We start from the raw sequence: 20,806 nt of genomic DNA, 5'->3' as shown, positions 1-20,806 counted from the left end.
GTCATGGTCGTCTCCCCGCCACTGGCTTCGGTGCCGATGAGCCCGGCGCGGCTGCGCGCGGCGTTCGCCGTCCTGCTGCTCGGCATGTTGCTCGCGATGCTCGACACCACCGTCGTCGGCACCGCGATGCCCACGATCGTCGGGCAGCTCGGCGGCCTCGACCGGCTTTCGTGGATCGTCACCGCCTACACCCTGACGACGGCCGCCTCCACCCCGATCTGGGGCAAGCTCGGAGATCTCTACGGCCGCAAACGCGTGCACCTCAGCGCGATCGCGCTCTTCACCGTCGCCTCGGTGGCGTGCGGGTTCGCCCAGGACATGACGCAGCTGATCGCGTTCCGCGCGGTCCAGGGCCTGGGCGGCGGCGGGCTGGCCGTCGGCGCGCTGTCCCTGATCGGCGTCCTCGTCCCGCCCCGCGAACGCGGCCGCTACCAAGGCCTGACGGCGAGCGTCATGGCCGCCGGGCAGATCGGCGGCCCGCTCTTCGGCGGCCTGGTGACGAGCTTGCTGGGCTGGCGCTGGACCTTCTACCTCAACCTCCCGCTCGGCGTGGCGGTGTTCGCGGCCACCGCGGTCGTCCTCCTCGTACCGCCGGCACCGCGGCGGCGGGTGCACCTGGACGTCGCGGGCGCATTGCTGCTCACGACCGCCGTGACCGGCCTGCTCCTGCTCACCACCGGCACGGGCCCGCTGGTGGTCCTGCTGCCGATCACCATCGGGGCGTTCGGGGCGTTCGTCGCGGTGGAACGGCGGAGCCGCGAACCGGTGCTGCCGCTGAGCTTGTTCGCCCGGCGCGAGATCCGGCTGACGACCGTGGTGATCTTCGTCGTGGGCGTGGTCAGCTTCGGCACGATCACGTTCGTCCCGCTGTTCCAGCAGACCGTGCAGGGCGCGTCGGCGTCCGGCTCGGGAACGCTGCTGCTGCCGATGACGCTGGCCGTCGTCGTCGCGTCCCAGGTGGCCGGGCGGGTGAGCAGCCGGACCGGCCGGTACCGGCTCTTCCCGATCATCGGCGCGACGGCGATGGCGGCGGGGTGCGCGGTGCTCGCCACCGGCCACGCCACCACCCCGGTCTGGCTCACCAGCGGCGCGCTCGTGCTCGTCGGCACCGGGCTCGGCCTGAGCACGCAGCTGATGACCCTGATCGCCCAGAACACGGTGCCGGTCGAGGAGATCGGCGTGGCGACGGCGAACACGACCATGTTCCGCACGATCGGCGGCGCGGTCGGCACGTCGGCGTTCGGCGCGCTGCTGGCCACCGGCCCGCTGGTGACCGGGATGTCCCACGTCTTCACCGTCGCGGCGCTCGCCGCCGCGGTGGCGGCTGTCGCGGCGTGGCGCATCGACGAGGTCCCGCTTCGCTCCGGCCCTCCGTGAACCGTTTCCGCGCTAGATTGGCGAAATGGGGAGATCCGGGGCCGCCTTCGCGGTCTTCATCGCACTTGCCTGCACCGCTTGCTCGATCCCGGCGCCGCTGCCGTCCGCGCCGTCGTCGGCCGGCCGGCCGGCGACGGCGGTGCCCACCACCGAACCGGCCGTGCCGTTCACGCCGGCGGCCTCGCCCCCGAAGGTCACGGCGGCCTGCCCGTTCCTGGGCACGCGCGAGCTGCAGCGGATCCTCGAGACGAGTGAGGACATCATCACGACCGAGGAGCCGCCGGACCCGGCCTTCGCCCCCGGCACGCAGTTCCAGTGCCGCTACGAGGGCAAGTACGTGTCGCCGTGGTTGCTCGACCTGTGGATCATCGCCTCGGGCGGGGCCCTCCGCCCGGCCGAGGCGATCGAGAGCTTCGAGAAGGACTGCGCCGGCCCGGTGACGGCGGTGCCCGGGATCGGCGACGGCGCGTTCTTCTGCGACGTGGGCGACGACCGGCAACTGGTGGTGACCGGCAAGCGGAGCCAGGACCAGAACCGGATCATGTACCTCCAGGTGCGCAAGCACCGCGACGAGGTCTACACCCTCCTGGCGAAGGTCATCACCGGCCGGCTCTAGCCCAGGACGTCGCGGGTCAGCTCGAGGTGGCCGTGGTGCTGCGCCAGCTCTTCGTAAACGTGCTGCAGCGCACCACCTTGCGTGCGCCCCGCCGGGGTGCCCGCGTACTTCACGGGCGCGGGACCGCGCAACGGCGCGGCCGGCTCGGCCACCGCGAGGTCGGCGCGCAGCCGCTCCTTGGCGGCGGCGACCCGCTCGAGCAACGCCTTCACCGGGCCGGACGCGGTGAACTCCGCCTCCCGGTCACGCTCCACCGCGCGGCCGGCGACCAGCGAGCCGGCCCAGAACTCGAGCACGCCGAGGCAGTGCGTGACGATCGCGTAGGGCGTGTTCGCCCCGGGCAGGGGCGGACGCCGGTTGGCCCGCTCGTCGCCCAGCTCCGCCAGGATCGCCGCCATCCCGTCCAGGGCCCGGCCGGCGAACCACAGGTAGTCCTCGTCGCTGATCACGCGGTCAGGTTAGCGGCCTCGCCCGGAAAGCGATCTCCGCGAACAGCTCGCCGACGCGAGCGCGCATCTCCGGACCGCCGTCGCCGCCCGTCCAGAACCGGCGGACCGCGCCGATGAGGCGGTAGCACGCGTCGATCGGGACGAGGAAGCACTCCGTGAGCCGTTCCGTCCCGCGGAACACGATCGCCTCGACCTCCGGCTCCGCCGCCGCCAGCAGCGGGTGGCCCGCGGTGAGGTCCGCCCAGAGCTCCGGCGGCAGGACGGTCTCCGTGGCACCGGCCGGGCCGGGATGGAACGCCGTGACGCGCGTGCCGCGGCGCAGGACGAACGCGAACCCGGCCGGGGCACCGAGCCGGCGCCAGTCGAGGCAGGCGACCGGGTGCCCGGGGTCCCACAGGTAGCGCTCCGGCACCGCGCGGTAGCGGGTCTCCTCGCTCGCGCACCGGGTGAACAGCAGGAAGCACGCGCGGCAGGAGCACAGCAGGCCGCGGCGGCCGGTGTCGACGACGTGGCCGTGGCGGGCGGCCACCGGCGTCCCGCACAGCTCGCACCGTTCCGGCCGCACCGCCCGCGGCGCCCGCACGGCCGGGAACGATCCACTGTGGACGCTCATGACGCCCGTCCCGCCGGCGGTCCCACGCCGATCTCGTACAGGGCCGTGACGAACTCGACGCCGGCGACCTCCGGCGCGGCGTCCCGGACGGCCGCCTCCACCGTCGCCCGGGGCACGGACGAGCATCCGCCGCCGAGCCAGACGCGCACGACCCCGTCGTGCAGGCCGAGATATCCGACGTCGCCCCCGAGCCGGTCCAGGGCCCGCCGGACCCGGGCGGCCGCGTCGAGGGGGTGCAGGTCGTGCAGCACCAGCAGGTCCGTGACGACGTCGTCGGCGGCGATCGGGCCGAGCAGCGCCGGGGCGTTCTCGCGCAGGATCTCGACGACCCGGGTCAGGCCGTCGCCGTACAGGTCCGTCAGCTGCCGGACGAGCTCCTCGGCCGGCCGCCGGTGCGGCCCGGCGAGCAGGGCACCCAGAAGTGTCCCGAGGCGGGCCCGGACAGCGGGTGTCACCGGTCCCCCGCCATCCGGATCTCCCGCAGGATGCGGATCGCCGACCCGGCCACGCTGGTCGTCGCCGTCGGGACACCGGCGTCGGCCGGGTCCTCCATGAACGGCATGAACTTGTCGGGGAACCCGGGCATGGTGCAGCCGATGCAGATGCCGCCGACGTTCGGGCAGCCGCCGACGCCGTTGATCCAGCCCCGCTTCGGCACGTTGCACTTGACCACCTGTCCCCAGCACCCCAGCTTCACCAGGCAGCGCGGGGAGTCGTGCCGGTCGGCGAACTCGTCCTGTTCGTAGTACCCGGCGCGGTCGCAGCCTTCGTGGACGGTATTCCCGAACAGCCACTTCGGCCGCAGCGCTTCGTCGACGTCGATCTCCGGCGCGCTCCCGGACACCTGGAACAGCAGGTGCAGGATGGTCTCGGAGAGGTTGTCCGGCTGGACCGGGCAGCCGGGGACGCACACGATCGGCAGCCCGGCCCACGACCGCCAGTCCCGGCCGAGGTACTCGGGCACGCCCATCGCGCCGGTGGGGTTGCCCGCCATGGCGTGCACTCCCCCGTAGCTGGCGCAGGTGCCGACGGCCAGGACCGCCATCGCCCGGGGTGCGAGCCGGTCGAGCCATTCGCTCGCCGTCACGGGCTGGCCGGTTTCGGGATCGGTGCCGAACCCGCTCCAGTAGCCTTCGGCCTTGTTCGTCTCGTCGGCGATCGATCCTTCGACGATCAGGATGAACGGGTCGAGTTCGCCGCGGGCCGCGCGGTGCCACCATTCGATGAAGCTGTCCCGGCCGCCGTCGGGCCCGCTCTGGAAATCGAGGAACGGCCAGTGCATCTCGATCTCCGGCAGACCGGGAAGGCCGCCGAGAACGATCTCTTCGATACTGGGCTGGGTGGCCGCGGTGAGCGCCACCGATTCGCCGTCGCAGCTCAGCCCGCCATTCATCCACAGAATATGGACCGCCGGCGGTGGATTTCCGGAACCGGCCTCCGTGGCGCTGACCATCGTTGACCCCTTCGCCGCGCGCGCGAGAAGCCGTTACCGTAGTCCCGTCGGACAGGGGCGGCAAGGGTGCCGGACACTCCTGATCGAGCGGCGGGGACAAAACCGGGCGTCCGCGCTTCGCGTTTCGACGACTACACTGAAGACGTCGTCGGAAGGGACTTTGATCGAAATGGAATCGGCCGGCCGGTCGCAGGGTGAGTCGATCGAGGTGGTGCCGGTCGAAATCGTCACGAAGATCTTTCCGGCCCGCCCGTCCGCGGTTCCGCGAATCCGGGAATTCGTCCAGCGGTGCCTCGGGGACGCGCCGCTCGCCGACGCGGAAGACCGCGAAATCGGCAACACGATCCTCCGGGCCCTGCTGACCGCCGCCGGACCGTCGGGGGTGCTGGAGGTCTCCTGCCGGAAATACCCCGGGCGCGTCGAGTTCGACGTGCTCCCGTCCCACGACCGGCCGGCCGGTCCGGCCGCCCCGCCGCCGGAGCCGGCCGCCAGCTTCGCCGAGTGGCTGGCCGAGGCGCTGCACCGCCGCGGGATCACCAAGGAGACCGCCGCCGAGCAGCTGGACGTGTCCGCCAAGACGCTGACCCGCTGGCTCGGCGGGCAGACCGAGCCCCGGCTGCGCGACCTGCGCCGCATCGAAGACCGGTTCGGCGACGTGCGGCTGCGGCGCGGGACAGAAGTGTCTTAGGGCGTGTCCGGCTCGCGGCGCTCCGGTCGGATTGCGGACGTGGTCGGTCGCCGGCGGTGGCGGGAACACCGCCAAGTCATCAACGCGATCTTGGGGAAGCTGCGCACCGGCGCTCCGTGGCGTGACCTGCCGACCGCTACGGACCGTGGAACCGCGCATGGACGGCTGCGGCTGTGGACCAAAGACGGCACCTGAGCCAAGATCCTCGACCGGGTGATCGTCAAAGACGCCGCCGTCGGCGACCTCGAGTGGATCAACTTACAGGACAGCGCCTGGACGCTTCCGGCTCGCGGCGCTAGGGCCCGGCGGGCATCGCCAGCTCGATGGTGCAGCCCGCGGCGTCGGAGCTGACGTCGAGCCATTCGCAGATCCGGTCGGTCATCCACAGGCCGGTGCCGGCGGGGCGGAGGCCGTAGAACGCCGGGCCGTCGACCGGCCGGTCGCTGTGCAGCGTGCACACCACCCGGCCGGCCGCCGGCCGCACCCAGACGGCCGCCCGGTCGATGCCGTGCTCGAGCAGGTAGGCGATCGCTTCGCCGACGGCCACGCCGAACAACGTCGCCGTGTCCTCGGAACCCAGCAGAGCGCTCGCCCGGTCCAGCACGTGCCGCCGGACGGCGACCAGATCGCCCTCGAAGCGGAAGAGATCGGCGGACGTCACCGCCGGCGCCGGGACACCGCATCCGCCGGCCTCCTCGGGCGCGGTGAACTCGGCGGACGGCCGGACTTCCTGACCCACGACGCATTCGGGGTGGGTGCGCCGGGCGTGCTCGACCGCGCCGGCGTCGTGGATCCGGGTGTCGTACGGGCAGATCATCCAGATGCGGGTGCTCACCAGGGTCACGTTGAACTCCGCTTCGGCCCGCCGCCACGCCGCCTCGTCAAGGGGGTTGCCCGCCCGCGTGGGCTCGGCGAGGACGCGGACCGCGCCGGTCGGCGCCGTGGACCGGTGCCGCCGCCAGTAGCGGTGCAGGGCGTCGGCCAGCTTCTCCGGCCGGCGGCCGATGTAGGCCGACTCGGCGAAGGCGATCCGGTCGGCGTCGGCGCCCACCACGGCTTCCAGCAGCTCCAGGTTGGCCGCGGTCGTGGTCACCAGCACCGGTTCGCCCCGGCGCAACCCGTCCTGCGCGAACGGGACGGCCATCGCGAGGAACTCGGCGTCGCTGCCGTAGAGGCACCCCTGGTGCCGGAAACCGGCTTCCGGCGCACCTTCCGGCGCGGATCCGGCGGCCGGAGTCGTCCTGTGCACGAAGCCTCCTGAGCCGTCGCCGATCGTTCGTCACGAAGATCGTGTTTTCTCCCGGAATTTTCCCGCAGACGGCCGGAAGCGTACTCGACGGCGCCCGATCCGGCTATTACTCGGCGAATTGATTGCACCCGTTCGGAGCAATTGCCCCGTGCGACCCACCGGCGGTCGGGGGATCCGCGCTCCGAACCCGAACTCGCGGCGACGCCGCAGGTTGACGGCCAGTTGTGTCTCACCGGGACCGGTGGCGGACACTACTGTCCACGGGCACTCCGGAAATGAACCGGAAACCATTGCGTCCAGGTGTTCGAAGGACAATTCCTGGCTGATCCGCCGGGTAAATGGGCGCGAGAGAATAAGCCACAGCGGCGGCGGCACAGCGGAATTCGACGGTACGGCTCCGCGTCGGTCGGCGGAAAGTGTCTTTCGGCCCTACCGCGGCGAGTGCGCGAGGGCGGCGGAAGGCGCCGGCCCGGTCAGGACGAGACTTCCATCTCCAGTCCCATGATCCGGACGGTGCGCCGGCGGCGGAGCCAGCCGCGGGCGGGCGCGCCGTCCGGGAGCTCGTCGAGGATCGCCTTGCGCTGCGCGGAAGTCGTCGAGCGCCAGCGCATCGCGAGCACCGGCCGGACCGGTGCGATGAACGGGCGCACCCGCTCGTGCGCCCCGGACAGCCGGAGCTCGTAGTCGCGGTCCGGCCGGTACGCGAGGTCCAGGTCGATCAGCGGCTCGGCGCCGCCGGCGCGGTGGTGGCTCCGCGAAAGCACGCGGGCCAGCTCGTCCAGCGCCACCTTCAGGGTGCAGGGCATCTGATCCTGCCAGCGGCCGAGGCGCGGGGCGTTCACCGCCGCCGCCGTGACGTCGGCCGCGAGCACGACCAGGGCCCGGACCGGCGTCCCGGCGAGCTCGACGCGGATCCGCCTGCCGTCCGCGTCGACGGAGAAGCGGAGCACCCGGTCGGCCACGACAGCACCCGACCGCAGCCGCACCCACTCCTCGACGGCGTCGGGCGAAGGGCAGGACGACACGAAGGTGAACGCCAGCTCGTCGCCGGCGAGGTTCATGGCCACCGGGAACAACGAACCGAGGTCGCGCATCAACGCCGTGCCGATGACGAGTGCGGCGCGGGAGCCGCCTCCGGTCATCGCCCTCTCCTCCTCCGGAGCTACACCTGCAGGTCGGCTTCGATGCGTTTGAGGTAGTGGCGGGCCAGCGCGAGGTTCGCCCGCTCCCGGTCCAGCACCAGGTACAGGAACAGCGAGTTGCGCGAGGTGTTGATCAGCCGGATCAGGTGGTACTGCCGGTGCAGCGTGATCAGGATGTCCTCGATGCTGTCGTTGAGCGCGAGCGAGGACATCACCCGCAGCTTCGCCCGCACGACCTCGGTGTTGCCGGCCGCGGCGACCTCCAGGTCGAGCCACTCACCACCGCCGCTGGTGCCGAGCGACATCCCGCTCTCGTAGTCGACCAGTGCGACGCCGACGGCGCCGGCGATGGACATGGCTTCCTTGAGCGCGGTGTCGATGTTCATCATCATGCTCTTTCCTTCCGTTGAACTGCCTTGCTACGCGGCCAGGATCGTGCCGATCCGCTCGATGACCGGCCGGGACTCGAAGAGGAGACGCCCGACGTTCAGGCCCTTGTCGCCCAGGACGACCATCAGCGCCAGCCGGCCCACGGCGTAGACGGCCATGTAGCCGTCGCTGCCGAACACGACGGTCTGGCTGAGCGTGCCCTTCCCGGTCATCTCGGCGGCCTGGCGCGCGATCCCGAGATCGGCAGCGGCGAGCGCGGAGATCTTCGCCGGATCGAGGTAATCGTCCGCGTCGGCGATGATCGGAATGCCGTCGACCGCGGCGAGCACCGTGCCGGTCACCCCCGCTACGCTTTCCCGGAGGTTTCGCAGCTCAGCGGCCAGTGCGTCGAAGTCCAATTCTCTTCTTTCTTTCGGAATCACCGGTCGGCCCGTGATTCCGGTCGAAGTCATGAGCAATCCGGCGGTCGAAAAGATGATCAGCCGTTCGGGTTGCCCTGCCGCGGGGGACCCTACAGCCATCATCACTGCGCGCCAGATGGTCACCCCTCGCCTTTACACGATCGGGTGAAGCACGCCGGTTGGTGTAACCAAAAATAATTCACCAGCGAGACCGGCGTCCATTGATCACACCGAAGAAGGCACCCGTGTTCCGAATTTTCGGCACCGCGCCTGAAATGCGCTTATGCCGTCAGAAGTGTCCGATCACGGTTGTATCTCTGCGTAGCCGGTAGTTCACTTTGGACCATTCGCCGCGTCAAGCCGCCTGGTAGCCGGCGTCCAGTTCCGCGTGCAGGCGTTCGCGGTCGATGGCCTTCTCCCATTTGCCCACCACGAGCGCGATGCTGCTGACCGGGATCGTGTGGGTCGCGGTGAGGGTCAGCGCGAGGACCGCGATCGCGGAACCGGAAACCCCGGCGCCGCCCTTCGAGGTCAGCAGCACCAGCAGCAGGCCCAGTTGCGCCTGCCAGCCGAGGTCCGTGCCGGTGGCCTGGGCCAGGAAATCGGCTCAAAGGCCGCAATGGGCCGAAAAGGCTCGCGACCGATCTCGGCCTCGGCCGAAAGGATGAGTCCGCCGGTACCTTCGGCCGAGGTGGCCCCCGCCCCCGCTCCCCTAGCTTGATCGGGAAGCCGGAGCGAGGGAGAGGCACATGGCACTCAAGACCAGGCGCATCGGGGTCATCGCCGTCGCGGCCGGGGCCGCCGTCGTCGCGATCGGGGCGACCGTCATGGCCACCGCCGCCGATCCCGTCGCGCCGGAGGTCGTCAGTGCGGCGCCGGCCGAGGCCGGGCACGAAAACGAAGGCAAGTACGCCGCCGGGGACTACGTGCTGAACGTGCACGAGCTGAACGACGACGGTGAGGGCATGGGCACCACCATCGGCCCGCACACCGTGTACTACTCGAAGACCTTGCACGGCACCGCGACGTGGACACCGACCGTAGTCAAGTTCTCCGTCGGCCGGGACAGCGACGCGGCGACCGTCTTCGCCTACCCCGTTCCCGGGCCCGGGAAAGCCGTCGACTGCGTCGCGTCCGGTACCGAGGCCGCGCCGCTCGTCCGGTGCGAGACCAAAGGTCAGTAGCCGACCGTGAAGTGCCGATCACTCGCCCGGCAAGCGTGATTGGAGGGTCGACACGGCGGCAGGTGCCGTGTCGACCCTCCAATCACGGGCGTCACATGTTCGCCGCGCCTGCCTTCACCGCCTCGCGGATCCGGGCGTACGTGCCGCAGCGGCAGATGTTGCGGATCTCGTCCAGGTCGGCGTCGGTGATGTCGCGGCCCGCCGCCTGGGCCTGGCGGACCTTGGCCACCGCCGCCATGATCTGGCCCGGCTGGCAGTAGCCGCACTGGGCGACGTCGCGGTCGAGCCAGGCCTGCTGCATCGGGTGGAGGTCCTTGCCCACCGTCGCGGGCAGGCCCTCGATCGTCGTGATCTCGTCGGTTTCCTTGATGTCGGCCACCCGGACCGAGCACGGGTTGAACGCCTTGCCGTTGATGTGGCTGGTGCACGCCTTGCAGACGTCGAGCCCGCAGCCGTACTTCGGGCCGGTGATGCCCAGCAGGTCGCGCAGGACCCACAGCAGCCGGAGGTCGTCGTCGGCGTCGACGGTGACCACGCGGCCGTTGACCTTGAACGTTTGGTTCGGCACAGCGGGGCTCCTAGTAGGCGTGGTCGAGGCCGTCGGTGGGCGACGGCGGTGTGGACGGCTGCAGCGGCAACGGCTCGAAGCTCAGCGTGCCGTGGTTGATCGGGAACGACGTCGGCATCTTGCCGACCGCCCGCGCGTAGGCGCAGGCCACGGCGGCGAACGACGGCGCTACCGCGAGCTCGCCCGCGCCACTGGGGCTGGACGAGGTGTTCGGCATGACGACGACCTGCGTCTCGGGCGGGGTGTTCCACTCGCGGGTGTAGAAGTAGTTGTCCCAGCTGCCTTCCAGCGGGATCCCGTCCTTGATGTGGATGCTGGAGGTGAGGCACATCGCGATGCCGTCGTTGAGGCCGCCGATCATCTGCGCCTCGAGGCCGCGCGGGTTGATCGCGAAGCCCGGGTCGACGACGACGAGCGCCTTCGTCACCCGCGGACCCGTGACGCCGTCACGGATCGGGCGGTTGACCGTCGCCGGCCGGCAGTCGATCTCCACCAGCACCGCGACCGCGCCGCGGTACTCCGCGTGCAGCGCGATCCCCTGCGCCACACCCGCGGGCAGCGAACGGCCCCAGTTGCCGACCTGGACGGCCTTGTCGAGCACCGCGCGCAGCCGGTCGTCCTTGAGGAACTCGCGGCGGAACGCGACCGGGTCCTTGCCGAACTTCTTCGCCAGCTGGTCGACGACGAGCTCTTCGGCGGTGACCACGTTGGGCGAGTAGATGTTGCGCATGCTGCCGGTGTTGAACTTCAGCGGGATCTCGTTGAGCAGCTGGGTCGTGACGCCGAAGTTGTACGGCGACGACTGGCTCAGCAGGAAGATCGACTCGGCGAAGCTGAGGTTGCCGGCGATCGGGAGCTTCGCGGCGGTCGCGGTGATCATCTCGCCCAGCCCGTGGCTGAACTCCGTCTGCACGCTCGTGTGCCGCTGTTCGAAGCTGATCACGTTGCCGAGCAGGTAGGTCGCCCGCACGCGCGACACGCACATCGGGTGGATGCGGCCCTGGCGGAAGTCGTCGGTGCGCGACCACATCAGCTTGACCGGCTTGCCCATCTTCTGCGACGCCTCCGCCGCCTCGGCGGCCGCGTCGTGGAAGAGGTGCCGGCCGAACGAGCCGCCGCCCTGGGTGACGTGCACCTTCACCGCGTCCTGCGGCATCCCCAGCAGCTTGGCGATCTCCTCCTGGGCGACGATCGGCACCTTCAGGCACGACCAGATCTCCGCGCGGTCCGCGCGGACGTCGGCGATCGCCGCGCCGGTCTCCAGCGGGCTGTTGCTGGCGGCGGCGAAGGTGAACTCCGCGTCGAGGTACTGGTCGAGCAGGCCGGGGACGGCCATCGGCAGCTGCGCGGCCTTGAGCTTCTTGAGCACGGTCGCGTCGGACTCGCCGTCGACCGTGCCCGCGCCCCAGGTCACCTTCAGCGCCCGGATCGCGTCGATGCACTGGCCGAACGTGCGGCCGCGCACCGCGACGCCGTGGGAGAGCGCGACGACGTCGGTGATCCCGGACATCGCCTTGACCTCGGCCGCGTTGAGGATCGCGCGCGGGGTGCCGTTGATCGTGGGCGGCCGGGCGACCATGGTCGGCAGCGCGTTCGGCACGTCCAGGTCGAGGGTGAACTGCTTGGTGCCGGTGACCGCGGCGTGGGCGTCGAGGCGGTTCTGCGGCGTGCCGAGCACCTTGAACTGCGACCGCGGCTTCAACGTCGCCGCGACGCTGATCGTCGTGGCGGAGGCGGCGGCCTTCGCGAGCGAGCCGTAACTGGCGGTGCGGCCGGAACCGCGCACGACCCCGTCGGACGTCGTCAGCTGCGACGCGGGCACGCCCCACTTCGCGGCGGCCGCGGCGATCAGCCGCTGCCGGGCGATCGCCGAGGCGGTCCGGACCGGCGTGTAGATGCTGCGCATCGAGTTGGAGCCGCCGGTCAGCTGGTTCATCAGCAGCTCGGGCCGGGCGTCGGCGAGCGTGACGTCGATCTTGTCCAGCGGGAGGTCGAGCTCCTCGGCGATCATCATCGCGACGGCGGTGGTCATGCCCTGGCCGACCTCGGCGCGCGGCACGGCGAACGCGGCCCGGCCGTCGGCGCCGATCTGCACGCTGATCAGGCCGGACGTCGGCAGCGCGGCGAGGTTCTGCAGGTCGCCGAGGTCGAAGATGTCCTCGGGCTGGGGCAGGGACGGGATCGCGGCGTCGGCCTTGCTCGGCGCCAGTTCCGCGCCCCCGACCTGCGCGGCGACGGCGAGCGTCGGCGCGGCGAGCACGAAACCGAGGAAGCGGCGGCGGGCCATGGAGCGTGGCTCGGACCCGGGTGGTGGGACGGAAGGGTCGTGTTCGGGCATGAGCGGCTGGGACCTCTCGAACGACGGTGTGGGAGAAGCGCGGGCCTGAGCACCGCCGGCCGGAGTGTTACACACATCACGCCGCCGAATGAAGCATCTGAGTGCCTACATTTGGCCTAGTGTCGTTGTGCAAAGTGCACAGCGGGTACCGATCACGGCACGCGCGGTGGCGGGAGGAAGGGCAGCGCACGGACGACCAGGGCGAGCTCCAGGGCCAGGTCACCGCCGGTCAGCGACCGGCCGGTCAGCTCTTCGATCCGGTGGATCCGGTTGAGCACGGTGTTGCGGTGGCAGTGCAGCGCCTGCGCCGAGCGCGTCGCCGAACCGCCGGTGCGCACCCACGTCGCCAGGGTCTCCAGCAGCGGGCCGCGTTCCGCCGTCCGCAGGTCCAGCAGGCCGCCCAGCCAGTTCTGCTGCAGCGACTCGGTCAGCTCGGGCGAGCTGAGCAGCAGCGCTTCGGGCAGCCGTTCGGCCAGGCAGACGACGTCGACGCGGCCCGGCGGCACCGTCCGCATCGCGAGCACCGCCTGGCGGTAGGCCGTGTGCACGGCGGCCAGCCCGTCGACGACCAGGGACACGCCGGCCGGCACGGTCAGCACGGACCCGATCGCCGCCACGGCGTCGGCCACCTCGCGGCCCGGCAGCGAGACCAGGCCGACGAGCACGTCCGCGCGCGACTGCCAGGCGGACGCCGACCGGAGGTCCTCCAGCGCGGAGCCGAGCGGCTCGGCGAAGGCGGCGTCGCCGGGCCCGGCGGCCGCGACGACGACGTAGGGCCCCGAGATCGGCAGGCGCAGCGCCCGGCCCGCCTCGTAGGCGAACCCGGCGTCGGCCGCCCGGCCCTGCAGCAGCCCTTCCCAGAGCGACGCGCGCCGCTGCTCGTCCGCGCGGACGAAGCTGCGCTCCGCCACGTGGTAGGCCAGCGCCACCTGGGCCGAGGTGGCGTCGACGACCTCCCACACGCGGGTCGCGAGGTCGAGCATCGCCTCGTTGTTGACGTATCCGGTCGCCCTGGCCTTCTCGGTCAGCGCCTGCCAGACCAGCCGCCCGCCGATCCGGAACGAGCGCAGCACGTCGTCGAGCGGCAGCTGCTGCTCGGCCCGGCGCCGGCCGGTCGCCTTCGCCGCGTCGTAGAGGTCCTCGCCGGTGCCGGCGCCCCGGCCGATCAGCTGCAGGACCCGGCGGAGGTTGTCGTGGCAGGAGCGCCACAGGTCGTCGTCGGGCACGACGTCGACCGTCCGGTAGCCGGGGTTCTGCTCGACGATGACGGCGACCAGGGCGCCGGTGAGCTCGTCGAGCTCGTCCAGCACCCTGGCCGCGAGCGACCACGCGGTGTCCCGGGCGTCCGCCCGTGCCTCGCCCATCCGCACCACCACTGTCACGCTCTCGCCGGCGGATCAGCCTACGTCGCCACCCCGGTTCCCGCTCACCTCGCCAGCGCAAAACTCGGGTGCGGCGGCTGGTTGTACGCGGTGTTCTGCCACGCCACGGCCTCCCGGTACTGCCGATCCTGCATCAGCGAGACGTGCGAGATGCTCGTCGCGTCCGTGGTCGAGTAGATCCGCAGCGCGCGGTTGTCCGACGTCGGCCACACGACCTCCTCGCGCCAGTCGCCGAACAGGTCCGCCTGCAGCGACGGCGTGTTCTTGGTGCCGTTGTTCGCGTGCACACCGGACGCGGTCAGCAAGCGCGTGTCGGCGCTGGTGCCGTACTTGTCGATGTGGGTGCCGTCGAGCAGCTCGCGCTGGGCGTCACCGTCCCACCAGATGACGAAGTTCGTCGAGGACGGCTTGCGCCCGATGTTCTGCCCGCTCGTGTTCAGCAGGCCGGACACCGCGGACGACCAGGACTCGGCGCCGGGGCCGCCCGCGTAGATGTCGTCCGACACGCCGCGTCCGTTGTCGCAGGAGCACGACGCGTTCTGCCAGATGATCTGCCCGGTCTTGGCGTCGGCCATCCAGGCGGCCGGCTTCGAGGTGTCTTCGTCCACTTTGAACTCTTCCAGCCCGGCCCGGCTCGGGATGAGGTCGCCGACGTGCATGGCGTCGCCGTGGCCGAACCGGGTGTTCCACAGTGGACTGCCGTTGTCGTCGACGGCCATGGCACCGAAGACGATCTCGTCGCGGCCGTCGCCGTCCGCGTCGGCGATGGCCAGCTGGTGATCGCCCTGGCCCGTGTACTGCGACCCGGCCGAGTTCGAGTCGAACTTCCACCGCTCGGTCAGTGCGCCGCCCCGGAAGTCCCAGGCCGCGATGACGGTCCGGGTGTAGTAGCCGCGGGACATGACCAGGCTCGGGTGCGAGCCGTCCAGGTACGCGGTGCCGGCCAGGAAGCGGTCCACGCGGTTGCCGTAGCTGTCGCCCCACGACGACACGGTGCCGCGCGGCGGGTCGTAGTTCACGGTGGACATCGCGGCCCCGCTCTGGCCGTTGAACATCGTCAGGTACTCGGGCCCGGACAGGACGTACCCGCTCGAGTTGCGGTAGTCGGCGCTGGAGCTGCCGATGACCTGGCCGGTGCCGGAGCGCGTGCCGTCGGCGGTCTTCATGGCGACCTCGGCCCGGCCGTCGCCGTCGTAGTCGAAGACCTGGAACTGCGTGTAGTGCGCGCCGGCGCGGATGTTGCGGCCGAGGTCGATCCGCCAGAGGCGGGTGCCGTCCAGCCGGTAGGCGTCGACGTAGACGTCACCCGTGTAGCCGGACTGCGAATTGTCCTTGGCGTTGCTGGGATCCCATTTCAGCACGATTTCGTACTGGCCGTCGCCGTCCAGGTCGCCGACGCTCGCGTCGTTCGCGGCGTAGGTGTAGCTCTCCCCGGACGGCGTCGTGCCGCCCGGCGGGATCTGGATCGGCACGTCCCGGGTGCTCGCCGCGGCCGCGCTGTCCAGGGTCAGCGACTTCTCCGCGGCGAAGGCCGACATCCGTTCGACTCCGCCGACGACGGCCCGGACGGTGTAGTTCGCCCCGGCGGGAGCGCCCGCGTCGAGGAAGCCGGTCGGGCCGCCGGCGGGTGTCTGCGTCACCCTCGTGCCGTCGCGGTAGACGGCGAACTCCACGCCCGCGGGGTCGTCGGCGAGCAACCGCCAGCCGACCCGGTTTCCGGCCGCGGTGTGGACGCTGACCACCCCGCGGTTCAGCTTGTCGAACGTCGGCGCGGTCTCCCCCGCCGCGACGCCCGGCAGCAACGCGGCCACCAGGACGCCCACGAGCAGGCTGCGACTCAACGTGAACATGCTCTTCTCCTTGTCTACAATGGACGGATTCAGCCGGTCGTGCAGGTGCTGCCGTTGAGGGTGAACGAGGCCGGTGCCGGGTTGGACCCGGTGAACGTGCCGTTGAAGCCGATGCCGGTCGACGCGTTCGGGGCCAGCGTGCCGTTCCAGGACAGGTTGGTGGCGGTGACCGCGCCGCCGTTCTGCGTGAAGGTCGCGCCCCAGCCGGGCAGGGTCACGCGCTGGCCGTCGGCGTAGGTGAAGGCCAGCGTCCAGCCGGTGAGCGTGCCCGTGCCGGTGTTGGTGATGGTCACGGAGGCGGTGAACCCGCTGCCCCCGCCCCAGGCCGGCGCGGAATAGCCGATCTTGCAGGTCCCCGAGCCGCCTGCGGTGGTCGTCGCGGTCGCCGCCGCGGAGTTCGCCGAAACGTTCCCCGCCGCGTCACGGGCCCGCACCTGGTACCGGTAGGTCGTCGAGGCGGTCAGGCCGGTGTCGGTGAACGTGGTCGTCCCGGTCGTGCCGACCTGGGCGAACGTGCCGCTGCCGGTCGCGCGGAGGACGTCGTAGCCGGTGACGCCGACGTTGTCGGTCGAGGCACTCCAGCTCAGCGTGGCGCCGGTCGACGTCACGGCCGACGCGGACGGCGTGCCCGGCGTCGTCGGGGCCACGGTGTCCGCGGTGCCGCCGCCGTAGATGGTGGCTTCCTTCGAGGTCTGCCGGACGCCGTTCGTGCCGGTGAGAAAGCGCTCTCCCCACGCCGTCAGGCTGGCCGGGTTGAAGTTGTTGACCAGGTCGAGGTAGGCGACGTCACTGCTGTTGCCGCTCCACGACCAGCCGAGGTAGCCGAGGCCGCGGGCCTGCGCCTGGGCCATGATCGTGTCCTCGTCGGGGTTGCCGTCGGTGTGCATGTTCCCGAACTCCCCCACCACCAGCGGCAGGCCGGCGGTGCGGAAGGCGTCGAAGTACCCGGTGATCTCGGCGGCGGTGTCGTAGACGCCGTACATGTGGATGGAGAACACCGTGTTGTGCCGCGGATCGGCGTTCTCCACCGAGGCGGCGTTGTCGCGCATGATGTTCTGCCAGTCCTGGCCCCACATCGGCGCGTCGGCCATCAGCAGGTGCTCCAGGCCGGCGCCGCGCAGCCGGGTGATCGCGTTGCTCGTCGCGCTCGCCCAGGTCGCGCTCACCTGCTGGTTGTTGCCGAACGGCTCGTTGCCGAGGTTGATCACGACGTAGTGCTCCTGGCCCTTCAGGGCACTGGCGACGCTGATCCAGTAGCTCGCGGCCTGGTCCAGGCTCGCGGCCGCGCCCTCCTCGCCGTATCCGGTGGTGTCGTGCGCTTCGAGCACGCAGATCAGGCGGGACTGCTTGCACAGCGAGACGACGTTCGCGACCTCGGCCGCCGACGTCGGGCCCCACCGCTGGCCGCTGCCGAGCACCACGCGCACGGTGTTGGCGCCGAAGGACTTGATGTCCGCGAACGCGCCGGTCTGAGTGGGATACCAGGCATAGGGGTGGTTCACGCCGCGCATGACGAACGCGGCGCCGTTCGCTTCGACGACCTGGGTGCCGCTGACGTGCAGGCCGGCCGCCGCCGTGGCGCCGGGCAGCGCCGCGACCAGGGCCGGGTACCAGCGGCTTTCCATCTTCTGGATGCCGGTGGTGCTGTTCGGGTGGACGCCGTCGGTGGTGTCGGCCGCGGTGTCGAAGCCGGTCCACTGGTCGGCGACGGTGATCGGCGACGCGGCAGTGCTGTGCGCCTGGGCCCAGGCGGGGATGGCACTGTTCAGGTCGACGACCCGCTGGGCGCAGGCGGAGCAGGTGGCCGGGTTCATCGGGATGATCTTCGCGACGACGAGCTTCGTCGCCGGGTTGCTCGCCCGCATCTGGCCGAGCAGGGTCGTGTAGGCGTCGAGGATCGTGCTCGCGGAGACGTTGCTCCAGACGTCGTTGGTGCCCAGGTGCATCAGGACGATGTCCGGCCGGGTGGCGGAAAGCCAGCCGGGCAGCTGGTTGTCCCGGACGATGCCGGTGGCGAGGAACCCGCCGTGGCCCTCGTTCTCACCGTCGTAGGTGAAGCCACAGCCCTGGGCGGGGAGCGTCCCGACGAAGTCGACGTCGGTGTGGCCGGTGTCCTGCAGGTGCTTCCACAGCAGGGCGCGCCAGCACCCGGGCGAGCCGGTGATGGAGTCACCGAGGGCCATGATCCGGGTGGGGGCCGCTGCGGTAGCCGTAGCTGGGACGGGGGCTTGGACGACAACGCAGGCGGCGAAGAGCAAGCCGACGACGAGCGCCCGGAGAAAACGCCGGGTCATACCGATCCTCCTGGAGGAAGTCGACAGGGACAGTCGGCCTGGGAGCGCTCCCAGCACGGGAGTGTAACGGCTCGGTCACCCGCGCGAAAGTATCGGCGGATTCGACCACGTCGTCGAACGCGGTCGGTCCACAGTGGACGACAGCGTCAGCGCATGATCGTGGTGAGCACGTCGACCCCGAGCTGCATCAGCCGCTGGAGGTCGAGGCGGTGCTGGATCATCCGGCCGTCGCGGCGGGAGATCAGCAGGCCCGCTTCGCGCAGGCGGCCCAGGTGGCGGGAGACCTGCGGCAGCGTCATCCCGGTGCGGGCGGCCAGGTCGGACGTCGTGATCGGCTCGTTGACCAGGTGGCGGCACAGCGAAAGCCGGGCCGGGTCGGCGAGGATCGCCAGGCGCAAGCGGACCTGGGCGAGGGTGTCGCGGGCGCCGTCGCCCTCGACCGGGAAATGCACCACCACCGGGAAACCCGGGTCGACCTTGACGATCAGGTGCGGCCGGGCGTGCACCGACGGCACCAGCAGGCAGCGGCGGCCGCGCAGGTCGGCGTGCAGCGACTGGAGCTTGTCGAACACCACCGACGGCGGGTCCTGCCGCGCCGCCGCGTTCGGGCTGAGCGAGGCCAGCGCCTCGGCGACCGGCAGTGCGCTGACCCGCGCCCGCACGGTCGCGCACTCGCTCTCCAGCCGGTGCGCGACGCGCGCCCACTCGTCGGCGAAGAACTCCTCGGCGCAGGCGCGCAGGACGTCCAGCAGGTCCGCGCGGAACGCCTCCGGGTCGCCGACGAGGTGCCGGGCCAGCTCGCCGCGGCCGAACGACCGCCGCTCGCACGCCGCGACGTAGGCCTCGCGCGCCGCCGCGTCGCCCAGCAGGTCGCCGATCTCCACGAAGCCACCGTGGATCGCCTCGGCCGCGGTCGCGGCGAAGCTGGCGATCGGCATTTGCGAGAGCCGGCCCAGCTCCTCCTCGAACGTCCGTCCCAGCGGCAGCTCGAACGGCAGCAGCAGCCGGCAGCGGCGGCGCGCCCACAGCGGCGCGTAGGTCTTCAGCCGGCCGTGCAGCCCGGCCGAGGTGTCCGCCCGGACCCGGGTGAGCCACGGCCGCACCTCGAAGTGGTGCTCCGGTTCGGCGATCGAATGCAGGCACGCGAGCAGCTCGGCCAGCGGCGAGACCCCGGCGACGAGATCGGCCGCCCGGGCCCCGTGAACCGACAGCACCACCGGCATGCGTGCAGCTTAGGCCCCATGGTTACCGCGGTCGCGGTAAGCGTCGGCGGCAGCGCGGGGAAACGGACCTAGCCTTCCGGGATCCGCGACACGAGAGGCCAGGTCATGCCCGACTTCCTGCGCACCTTCTTCGACCTCCACGAGATCCTGGGCGTCCTGCCCGCGCTGCTGACCGAAGGGCTGCGCAACACCCTGCTGATCGCCGCGCTGGCGATCGTCTTCGGCGTCGTCGCCGGGGTGCTGCTGGCGATGCTGCTGCTGTCCCGGCGGCGGTTGCTCCGGCTGCCCGCCCGGATCTACGTCGACGTCTTCCGGGGGCTGCCGGCGATCGTCACCGTCAGCCTGGTCGGCGTCGGCCTCCCCGCGGCCGGGCTTCGGCCCTTCGGGCGCGAACCGCTCGGGTACGCCGTGCTCGCCATCGCGCTGATCTCCGCCGCCTACTCGGCCGAGATCTTCCGCTCCGGCATCCAGGCCGTCCCCGCCGGGCAGTTGCACGCCGCGCGCAGCCTCGGCATGCCCTACCTCACGGCGATGCGGGTGGTCGTCGTCCCGCAGGGCGTGCGCAACGTCCTGCCCGCGCTGGCCGGCCAGTTCATCATCGACATCAAGGAGAGCGCACTGGTGTACCTGCTCGGACTCGGCTTCGGCCAGCGGGAGCTCTACTTCATCGCCCAGGAACGACAGGCGGCGACGTACAACTCGTCGGCGCTGGTCGCCGCGGGCCTCTGCTACCTGCTGCTGACCATCCCGCTCACCTACGCGGTGAACAAGCTCGACAAGCGCATGCGCGAAGGCCGCCGCTTCCCCGCCGGGCCGGCGCCGGTCGTGCCCGTTCCCGCGAAGGCGGCCGTCTGATGACCGCGGTGTCCGTGCGCGGCCTGCACAAGAGCTACGGCCCGATCGAAGTGCTCCGAGACGTCGACCTGGACGTGGCCGCGGGCGAAACCGTCTGCGTGATCGGGCGGTCCGGCTCCGGCAAGTCGACCCTGCTCAAGTGCCTCAACCTGCTGGAGGAGCCGACCGCCGGAGAGATCCGGATCGGCGGCACGGCGATCACCGGCGCCGGGGTGGACGTCGACGCCGTCCGCGCCCGCGTCGGCATGGTCTTCCAGCACTTCAACCTGTTCCCGCACCTGAGCGTGCTCAAGAACGTCACCGCCGCGCTGCGGACCGTCCGGCGTCTCGGCAAGGACGCCGCCGACGCCGCGGCCATGACCCAGCTGGAGCGGCTCGGCCTCGCGCACCTGGCCCACCAGCGGCCCGGCCGCCTTTCCGGCGGGCAGCAGCAACGCGTCGCGATCGCCCGCGCGCTCGCCATGGAACCCGAGGTGATGCTGTTCGACGAGGCGACCTCCGCGCTCGACCCCGAGCTGGTCAAGGACGTCCTCGACGTGATGCGCACCCTCGCGGGCTCCGGCATGACCATGCTCGCCGTGACCCACGAAATCGGCTTCGCCCGCGAGGTAGCCGATCGCGTGGTGTTCATGGACGACGGCCGCGTCGCCGAAGCCGGTCCCGCCCGCGCCACCCTCGACGACCCGGAAACCCCGCGGCTGCGCGACTTCCTCGCCCGCGTCCTCTGACCGTCC

At 71.3% G+C, this 20,806-nt stretch carries 22 protein-coding genes; 7 read left to right on the top strand and 15 right to left on the bottom strand.

Features of this window, described 5'->3' with window-relative positions:
• Nucleotides 1-3 precede the first annotated feature (3 nt).
• Both ACZ7OU_RS27540 and ACZ7OU_RS27535 read left to right on the top strand, forming a co-directional pair.
• Nucleotides 4-1,377, top strand: a complete 1,374-nt coding sequence (locus tag ACZ7OU_RS27540; RefSeq protein ID WP_470257320.1) for an MDR family MFS transporter — start codon at nucleotides 4-6, stop codon at nucleotides 1,375-1,377.
• Nucleotides 1,378-1,402: 25 nt separating this feature from the next.
• A complete protein-coding gene (locus tag ACZ7OU_RS27535) occupies nucleotides 1,403-1,993 on the top strand; it encodes a hypothetical protein (protein WP_470257319.1) in 591 nt (196 codons plus the stop codon).
• Here the strand turns inward: ACZ7OU_RS27535 and ACZ7OU_RS27530 are convergent.
• From ACZ7OU_RS27530 to ACZ7OU_RS27515, 4 genes are read right to left on the bottom strand one after another with little or no spacing between them, the layout of a single operon-like run.
• Nucleotides 1,990-2,442 carry a mycothiol transferase gene (locus ACZ7OU_RS27530; RefSeq protein ID WP_470257318.1) on the bottom strand — a complete coding sequence of 151 codons (453 nt, stop codon included), beginning with the start codon at nucleotides 2,440-2,442 and terminating at the stop codon, nucleotides 1,990-1,992. The two genes, ACZ7OU_RS27535 and ACZ7OU_RS27530, sit on opposite strands and share 4 nt — an antisense overlap.
• Before the next feature lie 4 nt (nucleotides 2,443-2,446).
• Nucleotides 2,447-3,055 carry a DUF5947 family protein gene (locus ACZ7OU_RS27525; RefSeq protein WP_470257317.1) on the bottom strand — a complete coding sequence of 203 codons (609 nt, stop codon included), beginning with the start codon at nucleotides 3,053-3,055 and terminating at the stop codon, nucleotides 2,447-2,449.
• Entirely contained in the window at nucleotides 3,052-3,510 is a 459-nt protein-coding gene (locus tag ACZ7OU_RS27520) for a NifU family protein (protein WP_470237199.1), read from the bottom strand. Before ACZ7OU_RS27520 ends, ACZ7OU_RS27525 begins: the two co-directional genes overlap by 4 nt.
• Entirely contained in the window at nucleotides 3,507-4,508 is a 1,002-nt protein-coding gene (locus ACZ7OU_RS27515) for an NADH-quinone oxidoreductase subunit B family protein (RefSeq protein WP_470237200.1), read from the bottom strand. Before ACZ7OU_RS27515 ends, ACZ7OU_RS27520 begins: the two co-directional genes overlap by 4 nt.
• Here ACZ7OU_RS27515 and ACZ7OU_RS27510 point away from each other — a divergent pair.
• On the top strand, nucleotides 4,495-5,196 hold the full coding sequence (locus ACZ7OU_RS27510) for a helix-turn-helix domain-containing protein (protein WP_470257316.1): 702 nt from the start codon (nucleotides 4,495-4,497) through the stop codon (nucleotides 5,194-5,196). The genes ACZ7OU_RS27515 and ACZ7OU_RS27510 overlap by 14 nt on opposite strands.
• Nucleotides 5,197-5,199: 3 nt before the next feature.
• The gene (locus ACZ7OU_RS27505; RefSeq protein ID WP_470257315.1) at nucleotides 5,200-5,391 is read left to right on the top strand and encodes a transposase; all 192 of its coding nucleotides are present in this window, start codon (nucleotides 5,200-5,202) and stop codon (nucleotides 5,389-5,391) included.
• 100 nt (nucleotides 5,392-5,491) lie between these two features.
• On the opposite strand, the gene ACZ7OU_RS27500 is transcribed toward ACZ7OU_RS27505, so the two are convergent.
• The 5 genes from ACZ7OU_RS27500 to ACZ7OU_RS27480 all read right to left on the bottom strand — a co-directional run bounded on the left by ACZ7OU_RS27500 (nucleotide 5,492) and on the right by ACZ7OU_RS27480 (nucleotide 8,976).
• The gene (locus ACZ7OU_RS27500; protein WP_470257314.1) at nucleotides 5,492-6,445 is read right to left on the bottom strand and encodes an anti-sigma factor RsbA family regulatory protein; all 954 of its coding nucleotides are present in this window, start codon (nucleotides 6,443-6,445) and stop codon (nucleotides 5,492-5,494) included.
• 473 nt (nucleotides 6,446-6,918) lie between these two features.
• Nucleotides 6,919-7,587, bottom strand: a complete 669-nt coding sequence (locus ACZ7OU_RS27495; RefSeq protein ID WP_470257313.1) for a hypothetical protein — start codon at nucleotides 7,585-7,587, stop codon at nucleotides 6,919-6,921.
• 20 nt (nucleotides 7,588-7,607) lie between these two features.
• Nucleotides 7,608-7,973, bottom strand: a complete 366-nt coding sequence (locus ACZ7OU_RS27490; protein ID WP_196425446.1) for a hypothetical protein — start codon at nucleotides 7,971-7,973, stop codon at nucleotides 7,608-7,610.
• 33 nt (nucleotides 7,974-8,006) lie between these two features.
• Entirely contained in the window at nucleotides 8,007-8,522 is a 516-nt protein-coding gene (locus ACZ7OU_RS27485) for a roadblock/LC7 domain-containing protein (RefSeq protein WP_470237203.1), read from the bottom strand.
• A 211-nt stretch (nucleotides 8,523-8,733) separates the two neighbouring features.
• Nucleotides 8,734-8,976, bottom strand: coding sequence for a cation:dicarboxylate symporter family transporter (locus ACZ7OU_RS27480; protein ID WP_470257664.1), 243 nt, complete (start codon nucleotides 8,974-8,976; stop codon nucleotides 8,734-8,736).
• A gap of 151 nt (nucleotides 8,977-9,127) precedes the next feature.
• Here ACZ7OU_RS27480 and ACZ7OU_RS27475 point away from each other — a divergent pair, with 151 nt between their 5' ends.
• Nucleotides 9,128-9,562: a hypothetical protein gene (locus tag ACZ7OU_RS27475; protein ID WP_470257312.1), complete on the top strand. Its 435-nt coding sequence runs from the start codon at nucleotides 9,128-9,130 to the stop codon at nucleotides 9,560-9,562.
• 91 nt (nucleotides 9,563-9,653) lie between these two features.
• On the opposite strand, the gene ACZ7OU_RS27470 is transcribed toward ACZ7OU_RS27475, so the two are convergent.
• The 6 genes from ACZ7OU_RS27470 to ACZ7OU_RS27445 all read right to left on the bottom strand — a co-directional run bounded on the left by ACZ7OU_RS27470 (nucleotide 9,654) and on the right by ACZ7OU_RS27445 (nucleotide 19,217).
• Nucleotides 9,654-10,130 (bottom strand): (2Fe-2S)-binding protein, encoded by a 477-nt coding sequence (locus ACZ7OU_RS27470; RefSeq protein WP_470237205.1) that lies wholly within the window; start codon nucleotides 10,128-10,130, stop codon nucleotides 9,654-9,656.
• Between the two features lie 10 nt (nucleotides 10,131-10,140).
• A complete protein-coding gene (locus ACZ7OU_RS27465) occupies nucleotides 10,141-12,417 on the bottom strand; it encodes a molybdopterin cofactor-binding domain-containing protein (RefSeq protein ID WP_470257311.1) in 2,277 nt (758 codons plus the stop codon).
• A gap of 203 nt (nucleotides 12,418-12,620) precedes the next feature.
• A complete protein-coding gene (locus ACZ7OU_RS27460; RefSeq protein ID WP_470257310.1) occupies nucleotides 12,621-13,832 on the bottom strand; it encodes a PucR family transcriptional regulator in 1,212 nt (403 codons plus the stop codon).
• Between the two features lie 62 nt (nucleotides 13,833-13,894).
• A complete protein-coding gene (locus tag ACZ7OU_RS27455) occupies nucleotides 13,895-15,700 on the bottom strand; it encodes a rhamnogalacturonan lyase (protein WP_470257309.1) in 1,806 nt (601 codons plus the stop codon).
• A 29-nt stretch (nucleotides 15,701-15,729) separates the two neighbouring features.
• A complete protein-coding gene (locus ACZ7OU_RS27450) occupies nucleotides 15,730-17,883 on the bottom strand; it encodes a cellulase family glycosylhydrolase (protein ID WP_470257308.1) in 2,154 nt (717 codons plus the stop codon).
• A gap of 257 nt (nucleotides 17,884-18,140) precedes the next feature.
• A complete protein-coding gene (locus ACZ7OU_RS27445) occupies nucleotides 18,141-19,217 on the bottom strand; it encodes an ArsR/SmtB family transcription factor (RefSeq protein ID WP_470257307.1) in 1,077 nt (358 codons plus the stop codon).
• A 105-nt stretch (nucleotides 19,218-19,322) separates the two neighbouring features.
• On the opposite strand from ACZ7OU_RS27445, the gene ACZ7OU_RS27440 reads away from it, so the two are divergent.
• Together ACZ7OU_RS27440 and ACZ7OU_RS27435 are read left to right on the top strand one after the other, a co-directional pair.
• On the top strand, nucleotides 19,323-20,072 hold the full coding sequence (locus tag ACZ7OU_RS27440; RefSeq protein ID WP_470257306.1) for an amino acid ABC transporter permease: 750 nt from the start codon (nucleotides 19,323-19,325) through the stop codon (nucleotides 20,070-20,072).
• A complete protein-coding gene (locus tag ACZ7OU_RS27435; protein ID WP_470257305.1) occupies nucleotides 20,072-20,800 on the top strand; it encodes an amino acid ABC transporter ATP-binding protein in 729 nt (242 codons plus the stop codon). The genes ACZ7OU_RS27440 and ACZ7OU_RS27435 overlap by 1 nt, the downstream gene beginning before the upstream one ends.
• The last annotated feature ends 6 nt before the right edge of the window (nucleotides 20,801-20,806 follow it).

The sequence above is a fragment of the Amycolatopsis sp. NPDC114505 genome (genome assembly GCF_055633615.1).
The sequence above is the reverse complement of the archived record's forward strand: the minus strand, read 5'-3'. Positions and strand labels throughout refer to the sequence as shown.